The 14,835-nt window shown below is 67.2% G+C and carries 12 protein-coding genes; 8 read left to right on the top strand and 4 right to left on the bottom strand.

The features are described from left to right. Window positions 1-208 precede the first annotated feature (208 nt). The 6 genes from pimA to glpK all read left to right on the top strand — a co-directional run bounded on the left by pimA (window position 209) and on the right by glpK (window position 8,665). A complete protein-coding gene (pimA, locus tag QQL87_RS20950) occupies window positions 209-1,873 on the top strand; it encodes a dicarboxylate--CoA ligase PimA (protein ID WP_284418313.1) in 1,665 nt (554 codons plus the stop codon). 19 nt (window positions 1,874-1,892) lie between these two features. Then, window positions 1,893-3,080 carry an acetyl-CoA C-acyltransferase gene (locus QQL87_RS20945; protein WP_284418312.1) on the top strand — a complete coding sequence of 396 codons (1,188 nt, stop codon included), beginning with the start codon at window positions 1,893-1,895 and terminating at the stop codon, window positions 3,078-3,080. A gap of 286 nt (window positions 3,081-3,366) precedes the next feature. Next, window positions 3,367-4,557, top strand: coding sequence for a pimeloyl-CoA dehydrogenase large subunit (gene pimC, locus QQL87_RS20940; protein WP_284418311.1), 1,191 nt, complete (start codon window positions 3,367-3,369; stop codon window positions 4,555-4,557). 145 nt (window positions 4,558-4,702) lie between these two features. Beyond that, complete coding sequence (gene pimD / locus QQL87_RS20935) at window positions 4,703-5,845, top strand: pimeloyl-CoA dehydrogenase small subunit (RefSeq protein WP_284418310.1); 1,143 nt, start codon at window positions 4,703-4,705, stop codon at window positions 5,843-5,845. 219 nt (window positions 5,846-6,064) lie between these two features. After that, on the top strand, window positions 6,065-6,838 hold the full coding sequence (locus QQL87_RS20930) for an SDR family NAD(P)-dependent oxidoreductase (RefSeq protein WP_284418309.1): 774 nt from the start codon (window positions 6,065-6,067) through the stop codon (window positions 6,836-6,838). A gap of 324 nt (window positions 6,839-7,162) precedes the next feature. Then, on the top strand, window positions 7,163-8,665 hold the full coding sequence (gene glpK, locus QQL87_RS20925) for a glycerol kinase GlpK (RefSeq protein WP_284418308.1): 1,503 nt from the start codon (window positions 7,163-7,165) through the stop codon (window positions 8,663-8,665). 22 nt (window positions 8,666-8,687) lie between these two features. Here glpK and QQL87_RS20920 read toward each other — a convergent pair whose 3' ends face one another. Beyond that, window positions 8,688-9,578: an alpha/beta fold hydrolase gene (locus QQL87_RS20920; protein ID WP_284418307.1), complete on the bottom strand. Its 891-nt coding sequence runs from the start codon at window positions 9,576-9,578 to the stop codon at window positions 8,688-8,690. A gap of 111 nt (window positions 9,579-9,689) precedes the next feature. Between QQL87_RS20920 and QQL87_RS20915 the strand changes: the two genes are divergently transcribed. Continuing rightward, window positions 9,690-10,283, top strand: a complete 594-nt coding sequence (locus tag QQL87_RS20915) for a GNAT family N-acetyltransferase (protein WP_284418305.1) — start codon at window positions 9,690-9,692, stop codon at window positions 10,281-10,283. Between the two features lie 60 nt (window positions 10,284-10,343). Further along, the gene (locus tag QQL87_RS20910) at window positions 10,344-10,976 is read left to right on the top strand and encodes a glutathione S-transferase family protein (protein ID WP_284418304.1); all 633 of its coding nucleotides are present in this window, start codon (window positions 10,344-10,346) and stop codon (window positions 10,974-10,976) included. 462 nt (window positions 10,977-11,438) lie between these two features. Here the strand turns inward: QQL87_RS20910 and QQL87_RS20905 are convergent, their stop codons facing one another. From QQL87_RS20905 to QQL87_RS20895, 3 genes are read right to left on the bottom strand one after another with little or no spacing between them, the layout of a single operon-like run. Continuing rightward, window positions 11,439-12,443: an HlyD family secretion protein gene (locus tag QQL87_RS20905; RefSeq protein ID WP_284418302.1), complete on the bottom strand. Its 1,005-nt coding sequence runs from the start codon at window positions 12,441-12,443 to the stop codon at window positions 11,439-11,441. A 14-nt stretch (window positions 12,444-12,457) separates the two neighbouring features. Next, entirely contained in the window at window positions 12,458-13,177 is a 720-nt protein-coding gene (locus QQL87_RS20900) for an ABC transporter ATP-binding protein (protein ID WP_284418301.1), read from the bottom strand. Beyond that, the gene (locus tag QQL87_RS20895) at window positions 13,174-14,307 is read right to left on the bottom strand and encodes an ABC transporter permease (protein ID WP_284418300.1); all 1,134 of its coding nucleotides are present in this window, start codon (window positions 14,305-14,307) and stop codon (window positions 13,174-13,176) included. Before QQL87_RS20895 ends, QQL87_RS20900 begins: the two co-directional genes overlap by 4 nt. Window positions 14,308-14,835: the final 528 nt, after the last annotated feature.

Below are 14,835 nucleotides of genomic sequence, written 5' to 3'. Positions count from 1 at the left end.
CCTCGGGGCGCCGATTGATCTCGGCGCATCCGTGCGCGGCACGCTGATGGGCCCCCGGGGGGGGGGGGCCCCCGGGGGGGGGGGGGGGGGGGGGGGGGTCCACAGCGGCGGTCTCGCCTGGGGCCACCCCCCTCCCTGACCCTCCCCCGCAAGGGGGGAGGGAACGGACGCAGTGGGGCCTCCTTACGCCAACGGACATCGAACGCGCATGACTCATCCCGGCGAACAGTTCTATCCCGAAGGCGTCCGCTGGGACGCGCCGATTGCGCGCGGCACCTTGCCGGATCTGCTGGCGCAGGCGGTGAGCGAGTTCGGTGATCGCGGCGCGCTCGAATTCCGCGACCGTCTGATCAGCTTCAACGAACTCGCCGGTCTGGTCGACCAGGCCGCCGCCGCGTTCCTGCGCGCGGGTTTCGGCAAGGGCGCCTCGATCGCGCTGTTCCTCGGCAACTCGCCGGACCATCCGATCAACTTTTTCGGCGCGCTCAAGGCCGGCGCACGCGTCGTGCATCTGTCGCCGCTCGACGGCGAGATCGCGCTGTCGCACAAGCTGAGCGATTCCGGCGCGCGCATCCTCGTCACGTCCAATCTCTCGGCGCTGCTGCCAATGGCGCTGAAGTTTCTCGCCAAGGGGCTGCTCGACCGGCTGATCGTCTGCGAGGACGATCATTGGGGCAAGGTCGGGACGCCGCAGACGCCGCTGCCGGACAATCCCGCCGTCATCACCCATCGTGCCTTCGTCGAGGGCGCCGTGGCGCCGGCCGCATGGCCTGCGATCTCTCCCGACGACATCGCGCTGCTGCAATACACCGGCGGCACCACCGGCTTGCCGAAGGGCGCGATGCTGACCCATGGCAATCTCACCTCGGCGGTCTCGATCATCGAGATCTGGAGCCGCGCCACGCGAACCCAGAGCGAGGGCGGCGACCGCGTGATCTGCGTGCTGCCGCTGTTCCACATCTACGCGCTGAGCGTCGTGCTGCTGACCGCGCTGCGCATCGGCAGCCTGGTGTCGCTGCATCAGCGTTTCGATGTCGACGCCGTGATGCGGGACATCGAGGTTAAGCGCGCGACCTATTTCCCGGGCGTGCCGACGATGTGGATCGCGATCGCCAATCTGCCCGATCTCGACAAGCGCGATCTGTCGTCGCTGACCAGCGTCGGCTCCGGTGGCGCGCCGCTGCCGGTCGAGGTGGCCCGCATCCTGGAGCGCCGCGTCGGCATGAAGCTCAAGAGCGGCTGGGGCATGACCGAGACCTGCTCGCCCGGTACCAGCCATCCCAAGGAAGGTCCGGACAAGCCCGGCTCGATCGGCATCGCGCTGCCCGGCATCGAGATGGACGTCGTGTCGCTCGAAGACCCCACCAAGGTGCTCGGCGTCAACGAGGTCGGCGAGATCCGCGTCAAGGGTCCGAACGTCACCAAGGGCTATTGGAACCGGCCGGAAGAGTCGGCGCAGTCCTTCGTCGGCGACCATTTTCTCACCGGCGACATCGGCTATGTCGACGCCGACGGCTTCTACTTCCTGGTCGATCGCAAGAAGGACATGATCATCTCCGGCGGCTTCAACGTCTATCCGCAGATGATCGAGCAGGCGATCTACACCCATCCGGCGGTGCAGGAGGTGATCGTGATCGGCATTCCCGATGCCTATCGCGGCGAGGCGGCCAAAGCCTTCATCAAGCTGCGCGACGGCTTTGCGCCGTTTGCGGTCGAGGATCTCCGCGACTTCCTCACCGGCAAGCTCGGCAAGCACGAACTGCCCGCGGCGGTCGAGTTCGTCGACGAGCTGCCGCGCACGCCGGTCGGCAAACTCTCGCGTCACGAACTGCGCCAGCAGCAATCACCCACGTCTCACATCAAGCAACAGTAACAACAACAGGAGGTCGCCCATGACCGACGCCGTCATCGTTTCCACCGCCCGCACGCCGATCGGCAAAGCCTATCGCGGCGCGCTCAACGCCACCGGCGGCGCGACGCTGCTCGGTCACGCCATCGGCGAAGCCGTCAAGCGCGCCAAGGTCGATCCGGCCGAGGTCGAGGACGTCGTGATGGGCGCGGCCCTGCAGCAGGGTTCGACCGGCGGCAACATCGCGCGCAAGGCGCTGCTGCGCGCCGGCCTGCCGGTGTCGGTCGGCGGCACGACGATCGATCGCCAATGCGCTTCCGGCCTGCAGGCGATCGCGCTTGCGGCGCGCTCGGTGATCTTCGACGGTGTCGAGATCGCGGTCGGCGGCGGCGGCGAATCGATCTCGCTGGTCCAGAACGACAAGATGAACGCGTTCCAGGCGACCGATCCGGCGCTGCTCGAGATCAAGGGCGACGTCTACATGCCGATGATCGACACCGCCGAGATCGTCGCCAAGCGCTACGGCATCTCGCGCGAGCGCCAGGACGAATATGCGCTGGAGAGCCAGCGCCGCGTTGCGGCTGCGCAGCAGGGCGGCAAGTTCAACGACGAGCTGGCGCCGATCACCACCAAGATGGCGGTGACCGACAAGGCGACGGGCAACATCTCGTTCAAGGACGTCACCTTGTCGCAGGATGAAGGTCCGCGCCCGGAAACGACCGCCGAAGGTCTCGCCAGCCTCAAGGCCGTGCGCGGCGACGGCTTCTCGGTCACCGCCGGCAATGCCAGCCAGCTGTCCGACGGCGCCTCGGCGTGCGTGATCATGAGCGACGCCAATGCGGCCAAGCGCGGCCTGCAGCCGCTCGGCATCTTCCGCGGCTTCGTGGCGCATGGCTGCGAGCCCGACGAGATGGGTATTGGCCCGGTGTTCGCGGTGCCGCGTCTGTTGAAGCGCCATGGCCTCACTGTCGACGACATCGGCCTGTGGGAGCTGAACGAGGCGTTCGCGGTGCAGGTGCTGTATTGCCGCGACAAGCTCGGCATCGATCCGGAGAAGATCAACGTCAATGGCGGCGCCATCGCGGTCGGTCATCCCTACGGCATGTCGGGCGCGCGCCTGACCGGCCACGCCCTGATCGAAGGCCGCCGCCGCAAGGCGAAATACGCCGTCGTCACCATGTGCGTCGGCGGCGGCATGGGCGCCGCCGGCCTGTTCGAGGTGCTGCAGTAACAGACGACCGAAATCCCGCGCGCAACTCGTGCGGGATTTTCCACGACTGTCGTCCCGGGCAAAAGGTCGCGCGGGATTTCCAAAAGTTGTCGTCCCGGGCAAGCCTGCAAGCGCAACAGCGCTTGCAGGCGCCGACCCGGGACCCATACCGCGTGATGTCGCTTGAGGCACGTTGGCAGATGCCTGCGCCCCCAACGTCCGCCGGTGGTTATGGGTCCCGGCGTTTGCCGGGACGACGGCGGAGCGAGACGAACTAACAGGACCACACGACACACGGGAGGATCCAATGGATCTTGCATTCACGAAGGAAGAGCAGGCGTTCCGCGAGGAAGTGCGGGCGTTCTTCAAGGACAACGTGCCGCCAGAGACACGGCGAAAGATGGTCGAGGGCCGTCATCTGTCGAAGGACGAGATGGTGACCTGGTGGCGCATCCTCAACAAGAAGGGCTGGGGCGTCTCGCACTGGCCGAAGGAATATGGCGGCACCGGCTGGAGCTCGGTGCAGCACTACATTTTCAACGAGGAGCTGCAGGCCTATCCGGCGCCACAGCCGCTCGCCTTCGGCGTCAGCATGGTCGGCCCGGTCATCTACACCTTCGGCAATGAGGAGCAGAAGAAGAAGTATCTGCCGCGCATCGCCAATGTCGACGACTGGTGGTGCCAGGGTTTCTCGGAGCCGGGCTCCGGCTCCGACCTCGCCTCGCTGAAGACCAAGGCCGAGCGCCGCGGCGACAAATGGATCATCAACGGCCAGAAGACCTGGACGACGCTCGCCCAGCACGCCGACATGATCTTCTGCCTCTGCCGCACCGATCCCGCGGCCAAGAAGCAGATGGGCATCTCCTTCATCGTGTTCGACATGAAGTCGAAGGGCGTCACAGTGCGTCCGATCCAGACCATCGACGGCGGCCACGAGGTCAACGAGGTGTTCTTCGACGACGTCGAGGTGCCGATCGAGAACCTGATCGGCGAGGAGAACAAGGGCTGGGACTACGCCAAATTCCTGCTCGGCAATGAGCGCACCGGAATTGCCCGGGTCGGCGTCTCCAAGGAGCGCATCCGCCGCATCAAGGAGCTGGCCGGCAAGATCGAGTCCGGCGGTCGTCCGGTGCTGGAAGACCCGTCGTTCCGCGAGAAGCTGACGGCCTGCGAGGTCGAGCTGAAGGCGCTGGAGCTGACCCAGCTGCGCGTCGTCGCCGACGAAGGCAAGCATGGCAAGGGCAAGCCCAATCCGGCGTCCTCGGTGCTGAAGATCAAGGGCTCCGAGATCCAGCAGACCACGACCGAGCTGCTGATGGAGGTGATCGGCCCGTTCGCCGCGCCCTACGATGTCCATGGCGACGACGACAGCAACGAGACCATGGATTGGACCGCCCAGATCGCGCCGAGCTACTTCAACAACCGCAAGGTCTCGATCTACGGCGGCTCCAACGAGATCCAGCGCAACATCATCGCCAAGGCGGTGCTGGGGCTCTGACATGTGAGCCGCGGCGCCTCGACAACGCACGCCGTCATGGCCGGGCTTGACCCGGCCATCCACGCCGCCCCGCACAACGGCACGACGTGGATGCCCGCGACAAGCGCGGGCATGACGGAGAATGGGGATACTGGAGAGTCAACCAATGGATTTTGATCTCACCGAGGAGCAGCGCCTCCTCAAGGACAGCATCGACGGCCTGTTGGCGGATGCCTATGATTTCGACAAGCGCAAGCTGTACATGAAGGAGAAGGGCGGCTGGAGCCAGGCGATGTGGTCCAAGCTCGCCGAGCAGGGCCTGCTCGGGCTGCCGTTCTCCGAGGACGACGGCGGCTTCGGCGCCGGCGGCGTCGAGACCATGATCGTGATGGAAGCGATGGGCCGCGCGCTCGTGCTCGAGCCGTATCTGGCGACCGTGGTGTTGTCCGGCGGCTTTCTCCGCCATGGTGCCTCGGCGGCGCAGAAGGCGGCGCATCTGCCCGGCATCATCGACGGCAGCAAGACGTTCGCCTTCGCCCAGCTCGAGAAGCAGTCGCGCTACGACCTGTTTGATGTCGCCACGTCCGCCAAGAAGAAGGGCGACGGCTATGTCATCGACGGCGAGAAATTCGTCGTGCTCAACGGTGAGAACGCCGACACCCTGATCGTGACCGCGCGCACGTCAGGTGGCCAGCGCGACAAGTCCAGCATCGGCGTATTCATCGTGCCGGCGGATGCGAAGGGCGTCACCCGCAAGGGCTATCCGACGCAGGACGGCCTGCACGCCGCCGACATCACCTTCACCGGCGTGGAAGTTGGCGCCGATGCGGTCATCGGCGATCCGGCCCATGGCCTGCCGCTGATCGAGCGCGTCGTCGACGAGGCCCGCATCGCGCTGTGCGCGGAAGCGGTCGGCCTGATGGACGAGTCGCTCAAGACCACGGTCGAGTACATCAAGACGCGCAAGCAGTTCGGCGTCGCGATCGGCTCGTTCCAGTCGCTGCAGCACCGCGCCTCCGACATGTTCGTGGCGCTGGAGCAGGCGCGCTCGATGTCGATGTTCGCGACCATGGCCGCCGAGTTCGACGACGCCAAGGAGCGCGCCACCTCGGTCGCCGCGGCCAAGGTGCAGATCGGCAAGTCCGGCAAATATGTCGGGCAGCAGGCGATCCAGCTCCATGGCGGCATCGGCATGACCATGGAGACCAAGATCGGCCACTACTTCAAGCGGCTGACGATGATCGAGACCACCTTCGGCGACACCGACTACCACATGCGCCGCGTCAGCGAAGCGGGTGGGTTGATCTAGGTCGACAGGTTCCTCCGTCATTGCGAGGAGCGAAGCGACGAAGCAATCCAGAGTCGCGCGTGAGGCCCTGGATTGCTTCGCTTCGCTCGCAATGACGGCGGAGCGAGATTTCGTAGCCCGGATGAGCGCAGCGACATCCGGGTTCATCTCGGCAGTTCGTGAGACCCCGGATATCGCTGCGCTCATCCGGGCTACGAGGCCGCTGCGGAGGAGCAGAATATGACCCCCAATCCCTTCAACCTCGCCGGACAGGTCGCCGTCGTCACCGGCTCGAGCCGCGGCATCGGCCGCGCCTCTGCTGAGCTGCTGGCGCAGCTCGGCGCCAAGGTGGTGATCTCCAGCCGCAAGGCCGACGCCTGCGAGGAGGTCGCGTCCGGCATTCGCGCCAATGGCGGCGACGCCCATGTCATCCCCTGCAACATCTCGCGCCGCGCCGAAGTCGACGCGCTGATCGACGGCGCGGTGAAGCACTACGGCCAGGTCGACATTCTCGTCTGCAACGCGGCCGTGAACCCGTATTACGGTCCGCTGCTCGACATCACCGACGAGGCCTTCGACAAGATCATGGCCTCCAACGTCAAGAGCAATCTCTGGCTCTGCGCCAAGGCGATCCCGCCGATGGCCGCGCGCGGCAAGGGCTCCGTCATCATCGTGTCCTCGATCGGCGGCCTGCGCGGCTCGACCATGATCGGCGCCTACGGCATCTCCAAGGCCGCTGATTTCTCGCTGTGCCGCAGTCTCGCCGGCGAATGGGGCCCACAGGGCGTCCGTATCAATTGCGTCGCGCCCGGTCTGGTCAAGACCGATTTCGCCCGCGCGCTGTGGGAGGACGAGGCCCGCCTCAAGCAGCGCTGCGCCACCACACCGCTCCGCCGCATCGGCGAGCCGCACGAGATCGCCGGCGCCGTGGCATATCTGGCGTCGGATGCCTCGACCTTCATGACCGGGCAGACCATCGTGGTGGATGGCGGCGTGACGACAGCGGCGGTGTAGCTGGCGCAGAGCTGTTTCCACACGACGTCTGCGCCCTCTCCCCTTGCGGGAGAGGGTGGCTTCGATGCAAAGCATCGAAGCCGGGTGAGAGGTCTCTCTCCTCATCTTCGGAGCGTGCCTGTGGCACCAACCCCTCACCCGAGTGAGCTTGCGTCTCTCGTCGGTGTAGCCCTCTCCCGCAAGGGGAGAGGGCGCAGTCATGCGCAGCCGAGTCGACTGCGGCTGCAGCGCGCGGGAAGACGCGTGTCCCAACCTCCTTGACCTTCCCGTCCCAATCCGCTTGCTTGTCGCCCCAACGTCGTCAACCTTCCGGGAAGAAGCCCCATGTCTTTCGTGCTGGCCATCGATCAGGGCACCACGTCCTCGCGCGCGATCGTGTTCCGTTCCGACATCTCGATTGCCGCGGTGGCGCAGCAGGAATTCCCGCAACATTTCCCGGCGTCGGGCTGGGTCGAGCACGAGCCGGAGGACATCTGGACCTCGACGGTGATGACCTGCCGCGACGCGCTGGAGAAGGCGGGTCTGTCGGCAAAGGACATCGCCGCGATCGGCATCACCAACCAGCGCGAGACCACGGTGGTGTGGGATCGCGCCACCGGCCAGGCCGTTCATCGCGCCATCGTCTGGCAGGACCGCCGCACCGCCGACATCTGTGCGAAACTGAAAGCGGAAGGCCATGAGCCCGATGTCAGCGCCCGGACCGGCCTGATCATCGATCCCTATTTCTCCGGCACCAAGGTCGCCTGGATCCTCGACCATGTGCCGGGCGCACGCGAGCGGGCCGAGCGCGGCGAGCTGCTGTTCGGCACGGTCGACTGCTATCTGCTGTGGCGGCTGACAGGGGGCAAGGTGCACGCGACCGACGCCACCAATGCATCACGTACGCTTCTCTTCAACATCCACACCGGCCAGTGGGACGATTCGCTGCCTGAGCTGCTGCGCGTGCCGCGCTCGATGCTGCCCGAGGTGAAGGATTCCTCCGCCGATTTCGGCACCACCACGCCGGATCTGTTCGGCGGCCCGATCAAGGTCGCAGGCATCGCCGGCGACCAGCAGGCCGCGACCATCGGCCAGGCCTGCTTCACGCCGGGCATGATGAAGTCCACCTACGGCACCGGCTGCTTCGCGCTGCTCAACACCGGCGCCACGCCGGTGAAATCGAACAACAAGCTGCTGACGACGATCGCCTATCAGCTGGGCGGCGTCAGGACCTACGCGCTCGAAGGCTCGATCTTCGTCGCCGGCTCGGCGGTGCAGTGGCTGCGCGACGGGCTCGGCATCATCAGGCACGCCGCCGAGACCGGCCCGCTCGCCGACAAGTCCGACTCGATGCAGTCGGTCTATCTGGTGCCGGCCTTCGTCGGCTTGGGCGCACCGTATTGGAATCCGCGCGTCCGCGGCGCGCTGTTCGGCCTGACCCGCAACACCGGCCCGGCCGAGCTTGCGCACGCCACGCTGGAAAGCGTCTGCTACCAGACCTACGATCTGTGGGCCGCGATGCGCGCCGACTGGCCGGATGCGTCAGCGGCGACGATCGTGCTGCGCGTCGACGGCGGCATGACCGCATCCGACTGGACCATGCAGCGCCTCGCCGACCTGCTCGACGCACCGGTCGACCGTCCGATGATCCAGGAGACGACAGCGTTAGGGGCCGCATATCTCGCCGGCCTCCACGCCGGCGTCTATCCGGAGCCGGAGAAATTCGCCGACAATTGGCGGCTCGAGCACCGCTTCAAGCCGGCGATGAGCGCGGCCACGCGGCAGCGCAAGCTCGCCGGCTGGGCGCGCGCCGTGAAGGGCGTGCTGGCCAGCGACGAGGGCGAGTAGGGCGCGCGGCCTCTCACAAGCGTCACGCCAGGAATGCGGCAAGGTCGGCATTGACCTGCGCCATGTGCGTCACGAACAGTCCATGCGGGCCGCCGGGGTAGACCTTGAGCTCGGCGCCCTCGATGCCGGCCGCGGTCGGCCGGCCCGTGATGTCGAGCGGTGCCGAGACGTCCTTGTCGCCATGCAGGATCAGCACCGGCCGGTCGATCCTCGCCAGCACCGGCCGCAGATCGGTCGCGATCAGCGCGCGGTTGGTGGCGACCGCGACCGGAATGGGCATCTGGCGCATCATCGCAGCAACCCATTCCATCAGCTGCGGTGAGGTCTCCTTCGTGAAGAACGGCAGCTTGTTGTCCTCGATCCATTTCGGAAAGTCGCTCTGCCACGCCGCCCAGCACTGCTCGAAATAGCCGCGGGGCGCGCCGCGCGCATTGTCCGGCGTCTGCAGCGGAAACGGCGTGGTCGGGCCGAGCATCGCGATCCGCGAGAGGCGCGCCGTGCCATGACGGCTCACATAGTTGACGATCTCGTTGCAGCCCATGGACATGCCGACCAGCGCGACGTCATCGAGGTCGAGCTGCGCGATCACCTCGGCGATGTCGTCGGCCAGCCGGTCGAGCTCGTAGCCGCTGCCGGGCACGTCGGAGCGCCCGTGGCCGCGGCGGTCGAAGGCGATGCAGCGCAGCCCGCGCTGGCTGAGATCCGATATCTGGTAGGTCCACATCGCGCTGGTCAGCGCCCAGGCATGCACGAACAGCACCGGCCGGCCGCTGCCCCAGTCCTCGTGATGGAGCGTCACGCCGTCGCTGCAACGAATGCGCGCGCGAGCCGTGGTCGGAGCGGCGGCAAGGCTCGGTCGCGTCGCCGCGAAGCTGGCTGCTGCCGCGGTCAGCAGCACGTCTCGTCGTTGCATGGTCATGGCTCCTGATGTTGAATGCGCCGACCATGCCGTGACCGCTGTGCGCGTCCAATTACGTCCGGGGTAAGCAAATTGCCGATCGCTCTTCCATCAGGCCGTCTCTGAATGTCCATTCCCGACGGTTATTTCGACATCCCGCCCGGCAAGATCGCCGCCGTCGTGACCTCGCTGGAGATGCTGGCGCCGCCGGTGATTCCGCCCGATCCGGCCGGCGACTGGACCCTGCGCCGCGTCGCGCAGCCAGACCTCGACTGGTACCGCGACCTCTATGCCCGGGTCGGCTGGGAGTGGCTGTGGTCGCAGCGCACGCGGATGAGCGACGCAGAGCTTGCCCGGACCATTCGCGCCGACGGCGTCGAGATCACCACGCTCGAGCATGACGGCGGCGACGAGGCCCTGCTGGAGCTCGACTTCCGCAACAAGAACGAGTGCGAGCTCGTGCTGTTCGGCGTTACTTCCAAGCTGATCGGCACCGGCGCCGGCCGGTTGCTGATGAACCATGCGCTGCGCCGCGCCTGGGCGCGGCCGCTGACGCGGCTCTGGGTCCACACCTGCAGCTTCGATCATCCGCGCGCGCTGGCCTTCTACCAGCGCTCCGGCTTCCGCCCCTACCGCCGCCAGATCGAGATCGCCCCCGACCCGCGCCTCGACGGCACCCTGCCGCGCGATGTCGCGCGGCATGTGCCGCTGCTGGCCTGAAGTTGGTAGCTGACAAAAGGACCGGACCACGCTTCAATGCGCGGAGCAGGAGGACGCCCCATGTTCCTGATCGGCCAATACGACTCGCCCTTCGTCCGCCGCACCGCGATCGCGCTTCGGCTGTATGGTCTGCCGTTCGAGCACAAGCCGTGGTCGACCTTCGGCGATGCCGACAAGATCGCGCCGTATAATCCGCTGCTGCGCGTGCCGGTTCTGGTGCTGGACGACGGCGAGGCGCTGATCGATTCGGTTGCGATCCTCGATCATCTCGACGAGACCGTCGGGCCGGAGCGCGCGATGCTGGCGCCGCGCGGAGCGCTGCGGCGGAAACAGCTGCACACGATCGCGCTCGCCACCGGCCTCGGCGACAAGGCCGTCAGCCTGATCTACGAGCGCGTGCTGCGCAAGGACCGCCTGGCGCTGTGGGTCGCGCGCTGCGAGACCCAGATCTCCGGCGTGCTGGCGATGCTGGAAGCCGAGCGCGCGGGCGTCACGACGGATTATTGGTACGGCGGTCAGATCGGCCACGCCGACATCGCCGTCGCCTGCGTGCTGCGCTTCACCTCAGAGGCGCATCCGCATCTGTTCGACGAAAAGCGCTATCCGGCGCTGGCTGCCCACGCCGCAAGGTGCGAGGCGCTGCCGGCCTTCCAGGAGATCGTCCAGCCGCTGGCCCCGCCGAGCGGGGATTGAGTTTGTTGGTTCGTGGAGATGCCGGCGAAGTTGCTCACCGCTGGCCGGCGCGAGCACTCATGGAGTTGGCATTTGGGGGCGCGTTCACCGCCGCGGCGACGGTGAACTCCCCTCCCCCTTGCGGGGAGGGGGCGGGGGTGGGGGTCCACGCACGCTGAACTTCGTTGTTTGGTTGTTTGCGCCTCCAAAATCTCGAGGACTGCTTCAGCTGATCCGCATGGGATCAGAACAGCCAGTCGCTGCGTCGGCTCGATGTCAATCTTCACTGCTCTCATTCGCCGACCCCGAGCTCGCATCGCATGCAGCTCGACTCGTGGACCCCCCACCCCCGACCCCTCCCCGCAAGGGGGAGGGGAGCGCACCGTTTTTGCGGCGAGACGTCGAACTCTAATGGGCAGCTCGACTAAGTCGCCCAACGGACGTCAGACAGTGCCGCCAGGGTCATCTCTGACCGACGCCCCCTCACGGCCTGAAATACACATCGACCTTCATGCCGACCGCGAACGGGCCCGGCTCGGCCAGATCGACCAGCACCTCGACGACGTCGACATCGGTCATGTTGCGCTGGCTGAGGGCCGCCGTACGGCTGCTCTCGACCAGGGGCGCGACGGAGGCGACCTTGCCGGCGATGTCGCGGCCGCGGAAGGCGTCGGAGCGGACCACGGCCTGCTGGCCGGGCTTGATCTTGTCGAGGTCGCGCTGGTCGAGCTCGGCGCGCACGCGCAGCGATGACATGTCGCCGAGCAGCAGCAGCGGCTGCGGTCCTTGCGGCGAGGCGATCTCGCCGGCGCGCGCATTGACCTGCAGCACCGTGCCGTCGAGCGGCGCGCGGATGGTGAGCTTGTCGAGCGTGGCGCGCGCGCCCTGCAGCTCGCTGCGGGCGACATTGAGCTGGCCCTCGGCGCCGATCGGCAGCGGCGCATCAGTGGTGACCTTCCGCAGTTCCTCGGCCTGCTGCTCGACCTTGGCCTGCGCGGCCGTCGCTTGCGTGCGGGCGGTCTCGATATCGCTGTCGGCACCGCGCCCGGCGCGCCGCTCGGCCACCGCCTTGTCGAGCGCCGCGCGTGCATCGAACAGCGCCGCCTGCGCGTCGGCCAGGCCATCCTCGGCGCGCCGCCGTGGACCGGCGCCTGACGGCGTCGACTCCTTGTTGCGCACGCGCTTGCGCATCGCCGCCTGCGCCTCGGCGCTGGCGAGCTGCGCGCGGGCCTCGGCGTCGGCGAGCCGCACCAGCGCCTGGCCGGCGAACACGGTCTCGCCCGGCTTCACCAGCACCTCCTGGATCAGCCCGACCACGGGCGCGCCGAGCTTCATGAGGCCGGACACCGGCTCGACCCGGCCGGGCGCCACCGCCAGCCAGCGCTCCTCCTGGGCATTGGCGGCGTGCAGCGGCCGCGTGATCGCCGCGGACGCAATGGCGAGAGCCAGTCCAGCCGTCGCGGCAAGCCCGAGCGCTGCGGCGCGCATTGAGATCCCCGATGTCATGCCTGCGAGACCTTCTTCATTGTGCCGCTGCCGCTCTCGTCGCTGATGATGCGGCCGTCCTCGATGTGAATGATGCGATCGGCGAACGGCAGGATGCGCGGATCATGCGTCACGACCAGCACGGCGCGCGATGGATCCTTGGCGATCTCGGCGAGCAGCGTCATCACCGCCTGGCCATTGGCGGTGTCGAGCGCACCAGTCGGCTCGTCGGCAAGGATGACCTGGGTCTTTCCCACGATGGCGCGGGCGATCGCGACACGCTGCTGCTCGCCGCCCGAGAGCTCGCGCGGATACGACTTGCCCTTGTGGCCGAGGCCGACGGTGGCCAGCACCTCGCGCGCCGCGGTCTTCGCCGTCCGCGCGCGCTCGCCGCGCACATCGAGCGCGAGCCGCACATTGTCCTGGGCATTGAGCGTCGGGAACAGATGATAGGACTGGAAGATGAAGCCGATGCGCTCGCGCCGCAGCTGCGCCAATGCCTCAGGGTCGAGCCCGGCCACCGGCTTGCCGCCAACCTGCACCGTGCCCGCATCCGGCGTCATCAGGCAGCCGAGGATCGACAGCAGCGTCGTCTTGCCGCTGCCGGAGGGGCCCATCAGCAGCACCAGCTCCCCACCCTTGAGCGACAGGCTCACGCCCTTCAGCGCCTGCACCCGTCCGGCCCCCTGGCCAAGGTGATGCACCAGATCAGTGGCCTCGAGCACGATGTCGGTCATCGCGAGAACACCATGGCCGGATCGATGCGCATCACCTTGACGATCGCCGCGATCGCCGAGCCGATGCACATCGTCAGCGTCAAGGCGAACAGCGCCACCGTCAGCGGCGGTGTCATGATTACGGGCAGCGCCGATTCCGCGGTCGCCGCCGCCACGACCTTGCCGATCCCCGCTGCGCCGGCAAAGCCGACGACGGCGCTGAGCACCGCCTGCCAGATGATGACCGTGTAGATGTAGCGGCTGGACGAGCCGATCGCGCGCAGGGTCGCGAATTCGTTGATGTGATCCTTGGTGCTCGAATACAGCGTCTGCGCCACGATCACGGTGCCGACGATGAGGCCGAGCAGGGCGCCCGCGAACAGCGCCGCGCCCGCGCCGGTGCCGAATAGCCAGAACGACCGGCTGCGGCCGGCGAACTCGGCCGCCGTCAGCACCTCGACATTGGCCAGATTGTCGCGCATCGCCTGCTGCACGGTGCCGAGATCGGCCCCGGGCGAAAGCTTCACCAGCAGATAGGACGCCTTGTTCGGCGCGATGCCGGTGAAGCTGCGCGCGCGCTCGACGTCGGTGAACACGTAGGGCGTCGTGGTGAAGGAGCGGATGCCCTTGGTGACCGCCATCACCTGGATCTTGCGGTCGCGCAACTCGGCGGCCTGCTCGACGCCGGTGATGCCGAGCCGCTCGAAATAGGTCTGGTCGATCGCGACCGCGCCGGGCACCGAGAGGTCGTCGAGCCGGCCCTCCACCACGTTCCAGGGATGCAGGCCCAGCCCGCGCAGCTCCGAGCCAACCACGAACACCGGCGTCGTGGTGCCCTGCGGCAGCCGCCATTGCGCGTAGCCGATCACCAGCGGCGTCGCCTCGGCCACGCCGGGAACCGCCAGCGCCCGGAACCGCTGCCGCTCGTCGAGCAGCGAGGGATCCTCGAAGCATTTGGTGCCGACCGGCATGATCCACAACTCGGCCGGCGCGTTGTCGATCATGGTGGTGACCATGCGGCGGAAGCCGACATAGAGGCCCATCTGCACGGTCACCAGCACCATCGAGAAGATGATGCCGATGATGGTGGCGATGAAGCGCAGCCTGTCATGGAACAGGTTTCGGGACGCAAGCCTGAACTGCAACGACATGAATTGAAAACCACCCGGAGCCCCGCGGCCATTTCAGCCGCTTCCGGGAGAGAAGTCCACGCTGCAGGCGTGCCGGGGGTCTGTGGCGGTTTGTCATTCGCCGCGGCCGTGGCGCGGAAGACACGGGGGAGGGGGCGTCATATTCGACGTCGTCCCCGCGACGTCGGGGCTCATAACCACAGCAGGACGATCGCATATGACGATCGGAGCTCTGCGCCCATCTGCTTCCACATCGTCATGGCCGGGCTTGTCCCGGCCATCCACGTCGTTCGGCCTCCTGGGAGGGGCGTGGATGCCCGGGACAAGCCCGGGCATGACGGAGTCACTCCATTGGCAGGCGTTCTCGGGCAGGCGCTCTCGCCGCGATTACCTATCTCGTCAAATGGAATCGTTCTGATGATCACTCGGAGCCGTTGTTGGACGCGACATCGAGCACCGGGGATCACCGAGACATCACGCGGTATGGGTCCCCGCGTTCGCGGAGGACGACAGCTGAGAACGTGGCTGACAGCGCGGATGACGTTGCGC

The organism is Bradyrhizobium sp. SSBR45G (genome assembly GCF_030159255.1).
Taxonomy (GTDB): Bacteria; Pseudomonadota; Alphaproteobacteria; order Rhizobiales; family Xanthobacteraceae; genus Bradyrhizobium.
Note: the sequence above shows the minus strand (reverse complement) of the source record. Positions and strands in the feature narration are given on the sequence as shown.